General features: G+C 67.8%; 17 protein-coding genes and 1 pseudogene. 16 read left to right on the top strand and 2 right to left on the bottom strand.

Annotation, left to right across the window (positions count from 1 at the left end):
- Positions 1 to 156: 156 nt before the first annotated feature.
- Positions 157 to 1,884, top strand: coding sequence for a dihydroxy-acid dehydratase (ilvD, locus tag VHL31_RS24155; RefSeq protein ID WP_329663806.1), 1,728 nt, complete (start codon positions 157 to 159; stop codon positions 1,882 to 1,884).
- Between the two features lie 47 nt (positions 1,885 to 1,931).
- On the opposite strand, the gene VHL31_RS24150 is transcribed toward ilvD, so the two are convergent.
- Positions 1,932 to 2,570 carry a DUF4142 domain-containing protein gene (locus tag VHL31_RS24150; protein WP_329663805.1) on the bottom strand — a complete coding sequence of 213 codons (639 nt, stop codon included), beginning with the start codon at positions 2,568 to 2,570 and terminating at the stop codon, positions 1,932 to 1,934.
- A 227-nt stretch (positions 2,571 to 2,797) separates the two neighbouring features.
- Between VHL31_RS24150 and speE the strand changes: the two genes are divergently transcribed.
- From speE to VHL31_RS24135, 3 genes are all read left to right on the top strand, one after another.
- Complete coding sequence (speE, locus tag VHL31_RS24145; RefSeq protein ID WP_329663804.1) at positions 2,798 to 3,643, top strand: polyamine aminopropyltransferase; 846 nt, start codon at positions 2,798 to 2,800, stop codon at positions 3,641 to 3,643.
- 4 nt (positions 3,644 to 3,647) lie between these two features.
- Positions 3,648 to 5,138: a M81 family metallopeptidase gene (locus tag VHL31_RS24140; protein WP_329663803.1), complete on the top strand. Its 1,491-nt coding sequence runs from the start codon at positions 3,648 to 3,650 to the stop codon at positions 5,136 to 5,138.
- A 181-nt stretch (positions 5,139 to 5,319) separates the two neighbouring features.
- Complete coding sequence (locus VHL31_RS24135) at positions 5,320 to 5,661, top strand: hypothetical protein (protein ID WP_329663802.1); 342 nt, start codon at positions 5,320 to 5,322, stop codon at positions 5,659 to 5,661.
- A 48-nt stretch (positions 5,662 to 5,709) separates the two neighbouring features.
- Here VHL31_RS24135 and VHL31_RS24130 read toward each other — a convergent pair whose 3' ends face one another.
- Positions 5,710 to 6,063, bottom strand: a complete 354-nt coding sequence (locus tag VHL31_RS24130; RefSeq protein WP_329663801.1) for a hypothetical protein — start codon at positions 6,061 to 6,063, stop codon at positions 5,710 to 5,712.
- A 161-nt stretch (positions 6,064 to 6,224) separates the two neighbouring features.
- On the opposite strand from VHL31_RS24130, the gene VHL31_RS24125 reads away from it, so the two are divergent.
- The 12 genes and pseudogenes from VHL31_RS24125 to VHL31_RS24070 all read left to right on the top strand — a co-directional run.
- The gene (locus tag VHL31_RS24125; RefSeq protein WP_329663800.1) at positions 6,225 to 7,853 is read left to right on the top strand and encodes a response regulator; all 1,629 of its coding nucleotides are present in this window, start codon (positions 6,225 to 6,227) and stop codon (positions 7,851 to 7,853) included.
- Between the two features lie 108 nt (positions 7,854 to 7,961).
- Positions 7,962 to 8,456, top strand: a complete 495-nt coding sequence (locus VHL31_RS24120) for a spore coat U domain-containing protein (RefSeq protein WP_329663799.1) — start codon at positions 7,962 to 7,964, stop codon at positions 8,454 to 8,456.
- Positions 8,453 to 9,193, top strand: coding sequence for a fimbrial biogenesis chaperone (locus VHL31_RS24115; RefSeq protein ID WP_329663798.1), 741 nt, complete (start codon positions 8,453 to 8,455; stop codon positions 9,191 to 9,193). Before VHL31_RS24120 ends, VHL31_RS24115 begins: the two co-directional genes overlap by 4 nt.
- Entirely contained in the window at positions 9,153 to 11,822 is a 2,670-nt protein-coding gene (locus tag VHL31_RS24110) for a fimbria/pilus outer membrane usher protein (RefSeq protein ID WP_329663797.1), read from the top strand. Before VHL31_RS24115 ends, VHL31_RS24110 begins: the two co-directional genes overlap by 41 nt.
- Complete coding sequence (locus VHL31_RS24105) at positions 11,813 to 11,959, top strand: hypothetical protein (RefSeq protein ID WP_329663796.1); 147 nt, start codon at positions 11,813 to 11,815, stop codon at positions 11,957 to 11,959. Before VHL31_RS24110 ends, VHL31_RS24105 begins: the two co-directional genes overlap by 10 nt.
- On the top strand, positions 11,956 to 12,249 hold the full coding sequence (locus VHL31_RS24100; RefSeq protein ID WP_329663795.1) for a spore coat protein U domain-containing protein: 294 nt from the start codon (positions 11,956 to 11,958) through the stop codon (positions 12,247 to 12,249). Before VHL31_RS24105 ends, VHL31_RS24100 begins: the two co-directional genes overlap by 4 nt.
- A gap of 155 nt (positions 12,250 to 12,404) precedes the next feature.
- A complete protein-coding gene (locus VHL31_RS24095) occupies positions 12,405 to 12,647 on the top strand; it encodes a hypothetical protein (RefSeq protein ID WP_329663794.1) in 243 nt (80 codons plus the stop codon).
- An 88-nt stretch (positions 12,648 to 12,735) separates the two neighbouring features.
- Positions 12,736 to 13,728, top strand: coding sequence for a lytic murein transglycosylase (locus VHL31_RS24090; protein ID WP_329663793.1), 993 nt, complete (start codon positions 12,736 to 12,738; stop codon positions 13,726 to 13,728).
- A gap of 5 nt (positions 13,729 to 13,733) precedes the next feature.
- Entirely contained in the window at positions 13,734 to 14,723 is a 990-nt protein-coding gene (locus VHL31_RS24085) for a septal ring lytic transglycosylase RlpA family protein (RefSeq protein WP_329663792.1), read from the top strand.
- Between the two features lie 34 nt (positions 14,724 to 14,757).
- Complete coding sequence (locus tag VHL31_RS24080) at positions 14,758 to 15,915, top strand: D-alanyl-D-alanine carboxypeptidase family protein (RefSeq protein WP_329663791.1); 1,158 nt, start codon at positions 14,758 to 14,760, stop codon at positions 15,913 to 15,915.
- A 4-nt stretch (positions 15,916 to 15,919) separates the two neighbouring features.
- A complete protein-coding gene (gene tmk, locus VHL31_RS24075; RefSeq protein ID WP_329663790.1) occupies positions 15,920 to 16,552 on the top strand; it encodes a dTMP kinase in 633 nt (210 codons plus the stop codon).
- Positions 16,549 to 16,917 (top strand): annotated as a pseudogene (locus VHL31_RS24070) (DNA replication protein DnaC); the annotation flags it as partial. The gene tmk and the pseudogene VHL31_RS24070, both read left to right, overlap by 4 nt.

Below are 16,917 nucleotides of genomic sequence, written 5' to 3'. Positions count from 1 at the left end.
ACGGAACAAGTCGCGCGCTGGCCTGCCCGTAGCCCGATCACCGGAATCGTTCCACTGGCCACGCCGGAACGTGCTGACTATGGTCCGCGCCATGCAACCGCAGGGGGGTCGCCGCTCTCACGAACCGCCCCACGGGAACGAGGAGGAGCAGGCGACGTGGCGCGTGTAACAGTTTTCGACAAGACCAACCTGCCGTCGCGCTACACCACGAGCGGGCCCCAGCGCGCACCCCATCGCTCCTACTACTTCGCGATGGGCCTGACCAAGGACGACATCGGCAAGCCGTTCGTGGGCGTGGTGACGACCTGGAACGAGGCCGCACCCTGCAACATCGCGCTCGGTCGACAGGCTCAGGCGGTCAAGCGCGGCGTCGCCAAGGCAGGCGGCACGCCCCGGGAATTCACGACGATCACCGTGACCGACGGCATCGCCATGGGCCATGAGGGCATGAAGTCGTCGCTGGTCTCACGCGAGGTGATCGCCGATTCGACCGAACTCACGGTGCGTGGCCACGCCTATGATGCGCTGGTCGGGCTCGCGGGCTGCGACAAGTCGCTGCCGGGCCTGATGATGGCGATGGTGCGGCTCAATGTGCCCTCGGTGTTCATGTATGGCGGCTCCATCCTGCCGGGGCGCTTCCGCGGCAAGGACGTGACCGTCCAGGACGTGTTCGAGGCCGTGGGCAAGCACGCCGTGGGCGCCATGTCCGACGAGGATCTTGAGGAACTCGAGCGGGTGGCCTGCCCGTCGGCCGGTTCGTGCGGCGGCCAGTTCACCGCCAATACGATGGCCTGCGTGTCGGAGGCCATCGGCTTGGCGCTGCCTGGTTCGGCCGGAACGCCCGCCCCCTACGAGGCTCGCGACGCCTGGGCCGAGCAGTCCGGCGAAGCGGTCATGGCCCTGCTCGCCAGCAAGCTCCGCCCGCGCGACATCGTCACCCGGAGATCGCTCGAGAACGCTGCGCGCGTCGTGGCCTGTTCCGGTGGCTCCACCAACGGCGCCTTGCACCTGCCGGCCCTGGCGCACGAGGCCGGCATCCCGTTCGACCTGCACGACGTCGCGGAGATCTTCCGGTCGACGCCTTACATCGCCGACCTCAAGCCCGCCGGGCAGTATGTGATGAAGGACCTGGCCGATGTCGGCGGGGTCCCGCTGATCATGCGGGCGCTGCTGGATGGCGGCTATCTGCACGGCGACTGCATCACCGTCACCGGCAAGACGATCGCGGAGAACCTGGAGAGCTTCCCATGGCGGCCCGATCAGACGGTCGTGCGCCCCACCAGCAATCCCATCACCGAGGTGGGCGGCGTTGTCGGTCTCAAGGGCACGCTGGCGCCGGAGGGAGCGATCGTGAAGATCGCCGGCCTGCCCAGCCTCAAGTTTCGCGGTCCCGCCCGCTGCTTCGATTGCGAGGAAGACGCGATGCAGGCGGTCCAGGAACGCAAGTACCAGGACGGCGAGGTGTTGGTGATCCGCTACGAGGGGCCGAAGGGTGGCCCCGGCATGCGGGAGATGCTGGGGGTGACCTCGGCGCTCTATGGGCAGGGCAAGGGTGACGCCGTAGCGCTGATCACGGATGGCCGCTTCTCCGGTGCTACCCGTGGCTTCTGCATCGGCCATGTCGGGCCGGAGGCCCAGGTCGGTGGGCCGATCGGCCTCCTGAGGGACGGCGACATCATCGTGATCGACGCCGAGGCCGGCCGGATCGACGTGGAGCTGTCGGAAGAGGAACTTGCGTCGCGCCGGGCTTCCTGGAAGCCTCGTTCGTCGTATTACACGTCCGGAACGCTCTGGAAGTATGCCCAGACGGTCGGTTCGGCCGAGAAGGGTGCGGTCACCCATCCGGGCGGAGGAGCCGAGGTGCACACCTACGCGGACATCTGATGGGGTCACCCCACCTGCCCGATCTCCGGACAGGTGGGTTGAGGATATCACATCGAGGTATTCGTCTCCGTCATCGAGGGCATCACCCTCTCGGCGATGGAGTCGATCTCGACCAGGTGGTTGTAGACCTCCTGCTTGTTGTCCTGGGCCAGCTCCTGGAAGTTCGACTCGTCGCCGCGATCAGAGAACGCGTTCAGCAGTTCGTAGGTGTCCTTGTGGGACTGCCGCATCTGCATGATGTAGAGCTGGTCGAACTGCGCGCCGGAGGCCGCGTTCAACTGGTCGATCATCGCCTCGTGCTTGGCATCGAGCGTCACAGGCACCGTGTATTGCGGACCGGCCAGCACAGCCTTGTTGTTCATGGCGAGGCCCATCATGGTGTGATCGGCGACCATGCGACGGCCATAGGCCTTCAGCAGCGGATCCTGTGCCTTCTGCTCGGCGATGGTGCCGGCTGCGATCTCGAAGTTGTTGGCGCGCGCTGCCATTTCGACGAACTGCCTGGACGAGACCGTGTCGCCCGAGATCACCTGCAGCACGTCGGAAGACGTCTCGACCGGCGGAAGGTTCGAAGGAACGACGACATCCGTAGCCGTGGTAGACGTACTTCTTTCCATTCTTCCGCAAGCTGCCACCGTCGTGGCCAGAAGCAGCGCCGCAAGTGCAGCGACTACGGGCTTCTTCATCGATCATCTCCCATGCCAGAAAACACGTCGATTGGACAACTGGCCAATCCCTGTTCGTGGTCTAGAACATGGTCCCGCGAGGGTCGGTTCCTATAGCGCTGTATTTTACGGCGCGCGCCGGCAGGGCGCCGCGATGCCTCAACTGGCCGGCGCCGGCAGCTGCGTGGCGCATGGATGAGGGGTCTGCTAAACCGAACCCGACCGACACACGGGGGAATGGCGTGACGATGGACTGGTTCACCGAGACGCTCTGGCCGCACTGGGCGCAGAAGATCAAGGTGCGGGAGGTCCTCTATCACGATCAGACCGAGCACCAGGACCTGATCGTCTTCGAGAGCGATGCGTGGGGCAGGGTCCTGGCCCTGGACGGCGTGGTGCAGACCACCACCGGGGACGAGTTCGTCTACCACGAGATGCTCGTGCACACGCCGATCCTGGCCCACGGCCAGGCCCGTCAGGTGCTGATCATCGGCGGGGGCGATGGCGGCTGCCTGCGCGAGGCCATCAAGCACCCGGGCGTGCAGCAGGTCACGCAGGTCGAGATCGATGCCGGCGTGATCGAGTTCTGCAGGAAGTACCTGCCGAGCCTTTCCGATGGTGCCTTCGACCACGAGAAGGCCCGCGTGCTGATCGCGGACGGCGCCCGCTACGTCGCCGAGAGCACCGACCGCTACGATGTCATCATCGTGGATTCGACGGATCCGCACGGGCCGGGTGCCGTGCTGTTCACGGAGGAGTTCTACCGCAACTGCCGGCGCCTGCTGAACCAGGGCGGCATCATGGTCACCCAGTGCGGCAACCCCTCCATCCATCCGGACGAGCTGGAGTTCACCCAGGCCAGGCAGCGCGCGGCGGGCTTTGCCGACGTCACCTATTACTTCGCGGCCGTTCCGACCTATATCGGCGGCAGCATGGCGCTGGGCTTTGCCAGCGACTGGTCGGACCTCCGCACGATCACGCCGGAGATCATCGAGTCTCGCGGGGTGCCGGCGGATCTTCGCTACTACACGCCCGAGATCCACCGGGCAGCCTTTGCCCATCCCGCCTGGATGAAGCGGCGGGTAGGTTACTGAACGGATGGCGCGGATCGGCATCGGCGGCCTTCATCACGAGACCAACAGCTTCGCGCCGCTGCCAGCCGACTGGGACGCCTTCGACCATGGCGACGGCTGGCCGGCCCGCCAGCGCGGGCCGGCCATGTTCGAGGGCATCGCCGGGATCAACCTTGCCATCACCGGCTTTGTCGATCGGGCGCGCCTGGCAGGCCACGAACTCGTGCCGCTGACATGGGCGAACGCATGTCCCTCTGGCCCGGTCACCACCGACGCCTATGAGCGGCTGGCAGGCCAGATGCTGGACGACCTCGCTCATGCCGGGCCGTTGGACGGGCTGTTCTTGGACCTGCACGGTGCGATGATCACCGATGCCCTCGATGATGGCGAAGGGGAGCTTTTGCGCCGGATCCGCTCGCTACGCCCGGACATGCTGATCGTGTGCGCCCTGGATCTGCACGCCAATGTCTCGGATGCCATGGTCGAGCATGCCGATGTGCTGGTCGCCTATCGCACCTATCCTCATGTCGACATCGCGGAGACCGGCGGACGGTGCCTGCCGTTCCTGGAGCGCCGGATCCAGGGCAAGCCGCAGGCCAAGGCGCATGTGAAGCTCGACTTCCTCATCGGGCTGCCCTGGCAGTGCACCACGATCGAGCCGGCCCGGGGCCTGTATGCCCTGGCGGACGAGCTTGCGCGCCGGATCGACGGGACCGTGTCGATCGCGATGGGGTTCCCGGCCGGCGACACCAGCTGCGGCGGGCCTTCGGTGATCGCCTACGGACCGGTGGCGGATCGTGTCGAGGCTGCCGCCGCCGAGCTTGCCGCCGCCTTCAAGGCGGCCGAGGCCAGGTTTGCGGGAACACTCTGGACGCCAGAGGCTGCGGTCGCCGAGGCGCTTGGTCGATCCCGGGATGGCCGGCCCGTCGTCCTGGCCGACACGCAGGACAATCCCGGGGGAGGCGGCACCTCCGACACGACCGGCCTGCTGGCCGCGCTCGTCGCTGCGAAGGCGCCGGACAGCGTGCTGGCCCTTCTGGCCGACGATGAGGCTGCCTCGGCAGCGCAGGCGAGTGGTGCCGGTTCCTGGCTGAGGGATCTGGCCCTCGGAGGCCGACATGGCCCGGAGCCGGTCCAGCCGGTAAAGGGCGACTGGTATGTCCAGCGGACCGGCAACGGGCGCTTTACCGCAACGGGACCCATGTATCGCGGCGCGCGCATGGAGTTGGGGCCGATGGCGCTGTTGCGGGCCACTCACCCGGACGGGCCGGGCGTGCTCGTGTCGACCCGTCGCGTTCAGGCGGCCGACCGGGCGATCTTCCATCATCTGGGGGTGGAACCCGGCAGGCAACGCATCCTGGCCTTGAAGAGCTCGGTTCATTTTCGGGCGGATTTCGAGCCGTTGGCCGCCGATGTCCTGGTTGTCGTTGCGCCTGGGGTGAACACGGCCGATCCCGGCCTGATGCGGTTTCGTCGTCTTCCTGCCCATATCAGGCGGCGGCCCCGCTCCGGCTAGATGTACGAGAGTGCGCGAACTGTCGGGGCAGGCGAGGAACCCGTCGATCGCGCCGCCGATCAGCTTGTCTTAACCCGGCCTTAACCATATCAGTTCAAAAACACTGGCATGGAGCCATGCTCTTGGGCGCTTGCGGTCGTCAGGAGGTGGGGTCCGGGACTTTCTTCGGCAGGACATCGTCATGAGCAATGCAGCAACCAAGTGGTTGCCGGCCGAACTGGACATGGGACCGCTGGAACTTGTCGGTGACGAGCAGGGCTTCGTCTTCGGCGAGCCTCCGGAGGTCGAACTGGCACTCAGCGACCTGATGCAGGACGCCGGCGGCGAGATCGTCCTCTACAATGACAGCGGACTGCGTGCCCTGGGCCTGGTGGCGGATGCCCCCGTCGTGAGCGAGGGCGATGCCAGCGCGCATGTCACCGCGTCGGGCGACGATGTGACCGGCTTCAAATATGTCAGCTTCGCGAACGGCCTGACGCTCTATTACCAGGACGGGCTCGACCTGATCGTGCGCTCGGCCTGATCGCAAGCGGCGCGCCGGCTGAGCTGGCGCGCCGATCGTGCGACGGTTCTAGATCGGTTCGCATTGCCGCTTGTATTGGGCGAACTCGTCCACCGACAAGCCGTGCAGAAATTCACCGAGTCCCATGTCCTGGCCGGATCCCCTCTGCTTGCGGCTGGCGGCAGACAGGTCCAGCAGCTCGCTCAGATGGACGAGGAAGCGGGTGTCGAGCTTGTCGGCGGCTTTCGCCCGGGCCTCGAACGTATGGAAGGCCAAGCGCCACAACCAAGTCCTCCGCGCCGACACGTCGTCGATGGAAAATGGCGGCTCCGGCAGGCCCGACTGGGACCCTCCCTGGAGCAATGGATCGGTGTTGGTGCTGTTCAGGTCTTGCGGATCGGTGGGCATGGCGTTGCTGCTCATTCTCGTTGTTCCTTGGCGGGCCGGTTCTCTGCCGGTGATGGGAATATAGTCAGATATATGATCCGCTATCAACAGGTCTTTCTGTAGTTCTTCTACCCGGACGCGAGTTCGGTTATCGTCGCACCGGCACAGCGATCAGCGTGGCGGTTGGCATGAGGCGCATGACGGGCATCGACGGCAGGACCCATGCTTGGCGCTGGTGGCGGCGTCGTCGCACGCCGCGGACCAGCACGACGCTCAATTTCGCCATGATGAGCCACGAATTGCGGGAGCCGATGAATGGCGTGCTCGGCATGGCGCGCCTTCTCGCCGACACCTCGTTGTCCCAGGATCAGCAGACCCTTGTCGACACCATTGTCGAGTCCGCCGAGGCGCTGCTGACGGTCTTGAACGATCTGCTGGACCTGTCGCGTCTTGCTGCCGGCCGTTTCGATCTTCGCGCCGTTGCCTTCGATCCGCGCCTCGTCGCCGGGCGCGCCATGGCTACCTTCGAGCAGAAGGCGAATGGCAAGAACATCCGCCTCGAACTGGAGGTCGACAAGCATGTGCCGACGGCAATCAGCGGCGATCCTGGCCGGCTGAGGCAGATCCTGGTGAACCTCATGGGCAATGCCGTGAAGTTCACGGACGACGGGACGGTGCGGCTGGTCGTGCGGCCGGCCCCCTTGGCGGACGCGCCTGCCGTCCTGTTCCAGGTGCAGGACACAGGCCGAGGATTCGACCAGGACGGGTCACGGCTGCCGGCCGATCCGTTCGCCAGGCAGTCCACCGGCACCCTGCCGATGTTCGGTGGCAGTGGCCTCGGGCTGACCATTTGCAGCGCTCTGGCAAGTGCGATGGGTGGAAGGCTGGAGATCGCATCACGGGCCGGCGCTGGAACCTGCGCGATACTGCTGCTGCCGGCCGTTCCTGCCGACGGCGTGTCGGGCGAACTCCATCCGGTCAGTCTGGCCGGACTTCACCTGCTGATCGTCGAGGCGCTGCCGGATCTTCGGGAACGGCTGCGCCGGGCTGCCTCGGCCTGGGGCCTGCTCGTGCGAGGGGCCGCCGGGCTGGATGATGCGCTCCGCGAGATTCACGAGGCGCGCACGCGGGGCACGGTCTTCGACCTCGCGATCATCGGTGCCACGCTCGATGATCGTTCGGTCGCAGCCTTGGTCGCAGCCCTGCGCCGCGAAGCAGGCCAGGCCCTCCGCGTCGTCTGCCTTGCGACATCGGGCCTGCGTGGCGACGCGGCACGGGCTGGCTCCCTGGGGCTGGACGGGTACCTGGCCACGCCGTTCTCGGACGAGGATCTCATGCAGATGTTGATCCGCATCGTCCAAGACACGGAAAGAAATAGGGTTTGGACCCGCCATGATGTCCAGGAAGGTATCGAGCGCGGGTTGCGGATCCTGGTCGCCGACGACAACCCGGTGAACTGCAGGTTGGCCGAGTTGCTGCTCGCGAAGGCTGGTCATGCGGTCACGACCGTGCCGGACGGGGCAAGGGCGGTCGCAGCCGTCGAGGCGGGCGACTTCGACCTCGTGCTCATGGACGTGCAGATGCCGGTGATGGACGGGCTCCAGGCCACCCGGGCCATCCGCCTGCTGTCCGACGAGCGTCGCAGCACTATCCCGGTCGTGGCGCTGACGGCCGAAGCCATGAGCGGGGACGAGAAGCGGATCCTCGCTTCTGGCATGGATGGATATCTCACCAAGCCGATCGATCGCCCGAAGCTGCTGTCCACGGTGCAGTTCTGGGCGACCAAGGGTCGATCCACCGGCTCGGCAGCGACATTTAACGCATAGGTTGATAAACCAGAATTTAACTCTTGCCTCGCGTGAGATAGCCGGCATATTTAACCGCAGGTTGAATTAGGACTGCGGACGTGCTCCGCGGCTGTCAGGAGATCGGTCATGCAGCGCGCAGCGTCATGGCTGGCAGGGGGGCTGGCCGGCACGGCCTTTGTCCTCGCACCCAGCCCCGCCCCGGCACCGACGACCACCGGCACCCTGGCGGTGTCCGCCGTGGTGCAGTCTAGCTGCTCGCTCACCGGCGGTACCATGAGCTTTGGGACTTACACGTCGGGCCAGACCAGCAACCTGGATGCCGATGGCCAGCTGACCTTCGCCAACTGCCCTACCGGCAACCTGGTCTTCGAGCTGGATGGCGGCGGTACCGGCAGCACGTCGGCCCGCAAGATGACCTCCGGCAGCAGCAGCCTGAACTACCAGCTCTTCCGCAACGCCAGCCGCTCCAGCGTGTTCGGCACCGGATCCAGCGCCCACACCGAAATCCGCTTGGTGGCAGGGGGCGGCAACATCCCGGTCTACGGGCGGATCGCGGCGAACCAGACGGTCGCTGCCGGCAACTATGCCGACACGGTGAACGTCACCCTGACCTTCCCATGAACGCCGGCACGCTGCTCCGTCACGGCAGACGGCGGTTGGCTTTCCTGGCGCTGATCGGCCTTGCGGTCCTGCGGCCCGACCATGCCGGGGCAGCCGGCAATCTTTCCGTGTCGCCGACCAGGGTGGAGCTGGCCGAGGCCGGAACCGGCACGGTCGCGGTGCGCAACAATGGCGATGGCCCTAGCGTCCTTCAGATCACCGCGATGCGCTGGCTGGATTCGCCGCTGCCCGACGCGCTGGAGCCGGCCCCGGAACTGATCGCGGTGCCGCCGGTCTTCGTTCTCCAGCCGGGCAAGCAGCAGGTCGTGCGGTTGGCGCTGCGCGACCGCAGCCGCGCTTCCACCGAACGCACCTATCGGCTGCTCCTTTCCGAGGTGCCGGCGGCAGGCTCGGGCGGCGAACCGGGTGGCGTCCGCTTCTCGCTCGGCTTCAACATCCCGGTATTCCAAAAAGCGCCGGGGGCGCTGGCCGAGCCGATCTGGAGCATCTCGGCTGGCCCCGGCGGGCCGGTCCTGGCGGTCCGCAATGCCGGACAAGCCCATGTCCAGATGAGCGCCATCCGGATCCGCGACGGCGCCGGGCGGGCGCTGACGGACCTGAAGGAGGCCTTCTACCTGCTGCCCGGCCGCTCGCGCAGCTGGCACCTGCCCGCCGCTGCGAGTGGACAGATCCTGACGGTCGTCGTGGACACGAACCTTGGCACGCTCGAAGAACGCCTGGCCGCTCCGCGCGACTAGGGTCTGGGCGGCCGTTCTGCTCGCGACGGTGTGGTCGGGGCTGGATGCACGGGAGCGTCCGCTTCCACCCTCGACCGGCCCGACCGGGCCCGCCATCCTGCTGCCGGTCCTGGCCGCCCCGCCACCCGCGATGCCAGCGATCCTCCCGGCTCAGCCGCGACCGATGGTGCCGCCAATGGCAAGGCCCAGGGACGTCCAGATCGGCGAAGAGGTGATCGTCCCGATCATCCGGCCAGCGGCACCCCGTCCACCGACGGTGGACGATTTCGCGGTGCGGCGGACGAATGCCGCCGTTCCGGCCACCCGGGTCGAGATGCCGCCCTCGACCGGGACCTGGTCCGGTCCGCCGCCGCGCACCTTTCGGCGCGACCCGATCCTGCCGCCGCTAACACCCGACCAAGCCTGGACCGAGCAGCTCTACCAGGTGATCCTGAATGGCCAGCCGGTCAGCGACGCCGCGATCTTCGCGAAGGAGACCGCCACCGGCAGGCTGGTGGTCGAACTCGCCGAGGCCCGGCGCTGGCGGCTCGTCATCGACGACGCCAGGATCGTCACGCTGAACGGCGAGGATTTCTACCCGATCGACGCGATCGCCGGCGCCAGTGCGACGGTCGACGACGTGGACCTGTCCCTGGCGCTGCAAGTCCCGCCCGAAGCACTCGACCCGCTGGTCATCCGTGGGGAGGTCGACAGCCGGCCGATGGTGGCCAGCGGCTTTGGCGCGTTCTTGGACTATGACGTGCAGTACCTGGCCGGCGACGGCATCGACGGGCGCCTCGATGGGCTGATGGATGTCGGCGTGTTCGGTGCCGGCGGCGTGTTCAGCAACAGCCTGCTGGCCAGCGACGTCCTGTCCGGCGACGGCGAGCTGGTCCGGCTGGAGTCCGGGTTCAGCCGCGACTTCATCGACCGCCGCGCCTCGCTCCGCCTGGGCGATGGCCTGTCGGTCGGCGGCGCGTTCGGCCGGCCGTTCCGCTTCGGCGGGATCCAGTGGGCCAGCAATTTCGCGACCGACCCGTCCTTCGTCACCTTCCCGCTGCCGACAATCGGGGGGCTCGCCGACAATCCCTCCGTGGTCGACGTTTATGTCGACGATCTGCAGCGCTACACGAGCGACGTGCCGGCCGGGCCGTTCCAGATCGACCAGCTGCCGGTGGTGACCGGTGCCGGCGAACTGCAGGTGAGGGTCACGGACCTGCTCGGCCGCGAGCGGATTGTGACCCAGCCCTACTATGTCAGCGCACGCATGCTCCGCGCCGGCCTCCACGACTTCTCCTACGAGGCGGGCGCGCTGCGCGAGGACTATGCCGAAGAGAGCTTTGCCTACGGCGATCTGTTCGCCGCCGCCACCCACCGCTACGGCTTCAGCGACCGCTTCACCGGCGAGTTCCATCTCGAGGCCTCGCAGGACACGCAGAACCTGTCGGCCGGCGGTACCCTGGCACTCGGACGGTACGGCACGCTTTCGGGCGGCATCGGCATCGGGCGCAACGAGCAGGGCGACATGGGAACGCTTGCCCAGCTCGACTACGAGTACCAGGGACAGCCGTTCAGCCTGGGCGTCGGTACCCGCCTCGCCAGCCGGGACTGGCAGGAGCTGGGGGACGACGAGAACGGTGTGGAGCCTGCCCGCATCGACCAGGCGAGGCTCGGGCTGGATCTGGGCCGCTTCGGCAGCCTCGGCCTCTTCCTCGTCCATCGCGACGAGCACGACGCCGACGACACGCTGTCGACGGCCGCCTCCTGGTCCACGCGGCTGGGGCCGGGCTCGGTCGTACTGACGGCGGCCAAGCTGATCGAGCCGTCCGAACAAGGCGCCTTCTTTGTGAACTATGTGCTGCCGATCGATGCCACCGACAGCGCCAGCATCGGCGCGTCCCATGACGGGAGCGGCACCTACGCCGACGTCCAGTACCGCCGATCCAAAGGTGCCTCCGACCTCGGCGCGGACTGGCTCGTCGCGGCCAGGGCAGGCGGTGACCAGAGCCGGCTCAGCGGCAGCCTCGGCTATGACTGGAGCAAGCTGTCGGCGCGTGTCGATGCGGAGCTGCAGGAGGAGGGGTCGGCCATCCGGCCGAACCTGTCGGGCTCGCTGGCCGTGGTCGACGGCCGGTTCGATGCCTCGCGCCGTCTCGGCCGTGCCTTCGGGATGGTCGACCTCCCGGGCATGCCGGACGTGCGCGTCTATGTGGAGAACCGGGAAGTCGGCCGGACCGATGCGTCCGGCCAGCTCCTGCTGCCCAGCCTGCTGCCCTACCAGGCCAATCAGGTTCGCGTGGAGGTCGAGGACCTGCCGCTGGACGCCCAGGTGGGGGATCCGCAGGTGACGGCCGTGCCGGCCGACCGGAGCGGGATGGTCGTCGACTTCGGGATCCGCCGCGAGCGCCAGGGCACGATCCGCCTGGTCGACGCTGCCGGTCGGCCCCTGCCGGGCGGGCTGCAACTGGTCGGGGCCGACGGCATGCCGGAGGTCCTGGTCGGCCGCGATGGCGCCGCGCATGTGCGCGGCCTGTCCGGCCGGCCGCAGGAGGTCGTAGGTCAGCTCGGCGACATCATCTTCCACTGCAGCCTGCCGGGCTTCGACGGCACCGATCCAATGCCGGACCTTGGGAAGGCAGCTTGCCAATGAGAATCCTGGCCGGTGTGGCCGTCCTGCTCCTGGCATGCGGCACGGCGGAAGTGGCCAGGGCGGCCTGCGACGTCCAGCTGGGCGCCTTGTCGTTCGGCGTGATCGACATCACCCGCACCAATCGATCGGCAAGGTGACGATCCGCTGCGACAGCGAGCAGAGCGTGCAGGTCGGCCTGACCGGTGGGGGCGGGGGCGCCGAGCGGCGCCTGGCGGGGGTGGGCAAGGACGTGATTCCCTACTTCATCTATACCGGGCCCGACCTGTCGCTGCCCTGGGGAGACGGCATGGAGATCGGCCCGCCCGTTGCCGTCACCCTCGACGGCGTCCGTCCGGTCGACCTGCCCCTCTACGGCGTGATCCCGCCAGTACCCGGCACGCCACCAGGTACGTATGCCGACACGCTGCTGGTGACGGTCATCTTCTGAACGAATGCCGGCAACCTGTTGTGACGGATGAGTTTTAAGGCATTGGGCAGCCTCGCTGGACAATGCTCAGCGTGAACGTCCGTTGACACACGGACAGCCGGAATGCGCTAACAATCCTCTCACGGTCCCACGCGAAGGACCGAGAGGAAACGTCCATGAGGAAAGCCTTTCTGCCGCTGGTGCTCCTGGCGGTGGTACCAGTCGGCGCGATGGCCGAGCGCGCGACCGGCAGCCTTCAGGTCGGCGTCACCGTCGTGGCGGCTTGCCCGCCCGGCAGCGGCAAACCCTGTGCGCCCGCTGCGCCACCCACGGCTGTGCAGGCCCCGGCCGCGGTGGAAGACCGGCCGATCATGGTCCTGCGCAACGAGGAGGCGCGGACGGTGACGGTCGTCTACTGAGCCCCTGGCATCGCGGCCGGTCTGTTCGTAGAAGCCAGCCGTGATCTACCGCCGGGCATCCCGCCATCGGCGGGACGGGGAAGACGACGTGGCGGCTGCCGATCGACAGGGACCAACGAGAAGACTCGTGCTGGCAGGTGCTGCCGCGACGCTGGGGACGGGGCTGGCCGGTACCAGGCCGCTGGGCGCGGCCGAACAGTCCTGGTCGGCCTTCTTGGACCAGCTGTCGGTCGAGGCGCGCCGGCTGGGCATCTCTCCGGCGACCACGAAGCAGGCTTTGGCCGACGCCGAGCTGCTCGACCAGGTGATCGAGCTGGACCGCAAGCAGCCGGAGGGGCGGCTCACCTTCGCGGAATACAAGGCCAACGTGATCAGCGAGACCAGAATTCGCCGTGGACGCGAGATGCTCTTGCTCTATGGCGATCTTCTGGAGAAGATCCGGTTCCGGTACGGTATTCCTGTCCAGGTGATCACGGCGCTATGGGGCGTGGAAAGTTCCTACGGTGCGAGGACCGGCAACTGGTCCGTCGTCTCCTCGCTGGCGACGCTCGCCTATGAAGGCCGTCGCTCCGAGTTCTTCCGTGGCGAACTGATGGCCGCGCTCAGGATCCTCGATGCCGGCGACGTGGCGCTGCCCGACATGAAGGGCTCGTGGGCGGGTGCCATGGGCCAGCCTCAGTTCATGCCGACCACCTACCTGGCTTATGCGGTCGACTGGGACGGGGACGGGCAGCGCGACATCTGGACGTCGCTGCCGGATATCTTCGCGTCCATGTCCAACTTCCTGGCCCGCTCGGGCTGGCGGCAGGGCCAGCTCTGGGGGCGGCCCGTCCTAGCGCCCTCGCATCTGCCGAGCGGGCAAAAGGCAACGGTCGCGGAGTTCGCGGAGGCCGGCGTCCGTGCCCAGGACGACGGCCCCCTGCCGCGCTCGGCGATGCCGGCCTCGCTCCTGCGCATGGACGGTGCGGATGGACCAGCCTTCTTGACCTACCACAATTTCAATGTGTTCAAGATCTGGAACAGGTCCGATTACTTCGCGCTGTCGGTCGGCCTGATCGCCGACCAGCTGAAGGTGGACTGAGGCGCGTGGGGAAGGATCCTGGATCTCGACGGCCAAGCCCCGGCCTCTCCCGTACGCGACGGCTGCTGGCCGTTCCGGCGCTGGCGGTTCTCCTCGCGCTGACCGCCTGCTCGTCGGACGATCCGCCGCCGGCTCCGACCGCCTATGCGGGTTCGTTGCCGTCGGGAACCTACAAGCTCGGCAAGCCGTACAAGGTCGCGGGGCGCTGGTACCGGCCGGCCTACGACCCGACGTACAACAGGGTCGGCACCGGCTCCTGGTATGGCGAGCAGTTCCAGGGCCGACTGACCGCCAACGGCGAGATCTTCGACAAGGAACTGGTCTCGGCCGCCCATCCGACCCTGCCGCTGCCGTCGATCGTCCGGGTCACCAATCTGGAGAACGGCCGCAGCATCGACCTGCGGGTCAACGACCGCGGGCCGTTCGTCGACGATCGGGAGATCGACCTCTCGGAGGCGGCCGCGCGCAAGCTTGGCTACCATGGCAAGGGCCTGGCCAAGGTGCGGGTCCAGTTCCTGCGCATCGCGCCGGATGCACTTGGCGCTCCGGATGAGGTCATGGTGGCATCAGCCAAGCCCCTGCCCAGCGAGGCGGCGGCGTACGAGGCGGCAACGTCGAAGGCTTCGGTGACGGCTAGGCGCGAGGAGGCCGCCCCGTTCCGTGCGACCACCGTCGAGGTGCGCGAAGCACTCGAAGTGGCATCGGTGGAAGCGCGCTGCGCGTCGCTCGGCGACCCGCTCTTCGTCCAGGTCGGCGCGTTCTCCGACCAGCAGCGTGCCGAGCGTGCCAGGCAGGCGCTGGCGAAGCTGGGCAAGGCGAGGCTGGAACCGGTGTTCGTGCGCGGCGAGGCCTTGCTGCGCCTGCGGATCGGCCCGGAGATCGACCCCGGCCGGGCCAAGGCCCTGCTCGCGAGGGTGAAGTCGGCCGGGCATCCGCAGGCCTTCCTGACCGAGAATAACGGCCCGTCCAAGCCGGCCGTCATCTGCAATACATGAGCGCCGGTCCGTCCGCCCAAGGAGGGCACACTCGATGAAGGTTGGAGCGATCTATGTCCTGCTGGCGCTGATCGGGCTGCTGGCGGTGCCAGGCCGGCCGGCCGTCGCCCAGCCGCTGGCGTTCGAGACCAAGGCCCGCGCCGCGATCATGATCGACCACCGCTCAGGGGCAGTGCTGTTCGCCAAGAACCCGGACGAGCGGCTGCCGCCGGCGTCGATGAGCAAGCTCATGACGGCCTACATGGTGTTCGACGCGATCCGCGCGGACCGGCTGAGCGAGGACGACGAGCTCCCGGTCAGCGAGAAGGCCTGGCGCACGGGCGGCTCGAAGATGTTCGTGAAGGTGGGCGACCGGGTGAAGGTGCACGACCTGATCCGCGGCGTGATCATCCAGTCCGGCAACGATGCCTGCGTCGTGCTGGCCGAGGGGCTGGCGGGTTCGGAAGAGGCGTTCGCCCGCCGCATGACTGACAGGGGACGCGAGATCGGCCTGACGGGCTCCAACTTCGCCAACTCGAACGGGCTGCCGGACCCGAACCACTGGATGACCGTCCGTGACCTGGCAACGCTCGCCAACCGCCTGATCGCAGAGTTTCCCGAGCAGTACCCGATCTACAGCGAGGAGGAGTTCACCTACCAGGGCATCCGGCAGTTCACCCGCAACCCGCTGCTGCGTGGTGGCGTGCCGGGCGTGGACGGCCTCAAGACCGGCCATACCGAGGAAGCCGGCTATGGACTGGTCGCGTCGGCAGCCCGCGACGGACGGCGGATCATCCTGGTGATGGCCGGGCTCGAATCGGAAAAGGAACGTTCCCAGGAAAGCGCGCGGATGCTCGAATACGGCTTTCGCGAGTTCGAGGAGTACATCCTGTTCCGCAAGGACCAGCAGGTCGAGGCGGCGACGGTCTGGCTGGGCACGCAAGCGACCGTGCCGCTGGTGCCGGCGGCGGATGTCGGCATGACGATGGCCAGGGATGCCCGCCCGTCCATGTCCGCGAAGGTACTCTGGGACGATCCCGTGCCGGCACCCGTCACCAAAGGCCAGCCGCTCGCCAACCTCGTGATCTCCGTGCCCGGCAGCGAGCCGGTGACGGTATCGCTGGTGGCGGGCTCGGACGTGCCGGCGGCCTCCTGGTTCGCGCGGATCTGGAGCCTTGGCCTCTATTACGCCCATGCGGCCACGGGCGTCTGACGGCATGGGCCCTGGCAGGCTGATCACGTTCGAAGGGGGCGAGGGAACAGGGAAGTCCACCCAGCTCCCTCTCCTGGCCGACCATTTGCGGGCCGCCGGGCTGAACGTGGTGACGACACGAGAGCCCGGCGGGACGGAGGGTGCCGAGCGGATCCGCGAGCTGGCCGTGCTCGGCGCCACCGACCGCTGGTCGCCCGTGACCGAGCTCCTGCTGATGACAGCGGCCCGGACCGACCATGTCGAGCGGGTGATCATGCCGGCCCTGCAAGGGGGAAGCTGGGTGCTCTGCGACCGGTTCATCGACAGCACCCGGGTTTATCAGGGCGTGGCCGGCGGGCTGGGCCTGGCCAAGGTCGACGCGCTGCACGACCTCCTGCTGCCAGCACCCCGGCCCGACCTGACGCTGCTCCTGGACCTGCCGGTCGAGGCAGCGGCGGCGCGCCGGGCGGCAGCGGGCGGTGGTGGCCGCTTCGAGGCGAAGGGCAGGGCGTTCCATGAGCAGGTCCGCGCAGGCTTCCTTGGCTTGGCACGCGCCGAGCCGGCGCGGATGGTGGTGGTCGATGCGTCCCTGGACACGCCATCGGTCGCCCGGGCCATCGCCCAGGCCGTGAGGCACCTCGTCGAGCCGGCCCGTTGACCGTCCTGGAGCCGCGTCTCGCGGTCGAGCTGCATGGCCATGACGAGGCGGCAGCGCGTCTGGCCCGGATCGTCGCCGGGGGGCGCATCCCGCATGGCTGGCTGTTCAGCGGCCCGCGCGGGATCGGCAAGGCGACGCTGGCCTGGCGGTTCGCCCGTGCGCTCCTGGGCGCCCGTACCGACGGGCTGCTCCGCAGCGAACCGGGTGACCGCATCTACCGCATGCTCGCCAGCGGCGGCCATCCAGACCTGCATGTCCTGGAAGTCGAGCCGTCGCGCGGCAAGCGTGCGTCGATCAAGGTCGACCAGGCCCGCGACCTGAAGGAGGCGTTCGGGATCACATCTGGCCTGGGCGGGCGGCGCGTG

This window comes from Geminicoccus sp., from assembly GCF_036263595.1.
Lineage (GTDB): Bacteria > Pseudomonadota > Alphaproteobacteria > Geminicoccales > Geminicoccaceae > Geminicoccus.
This window is presented reverse-complemented; position numbering and strand designations above follow the sequence as displayed.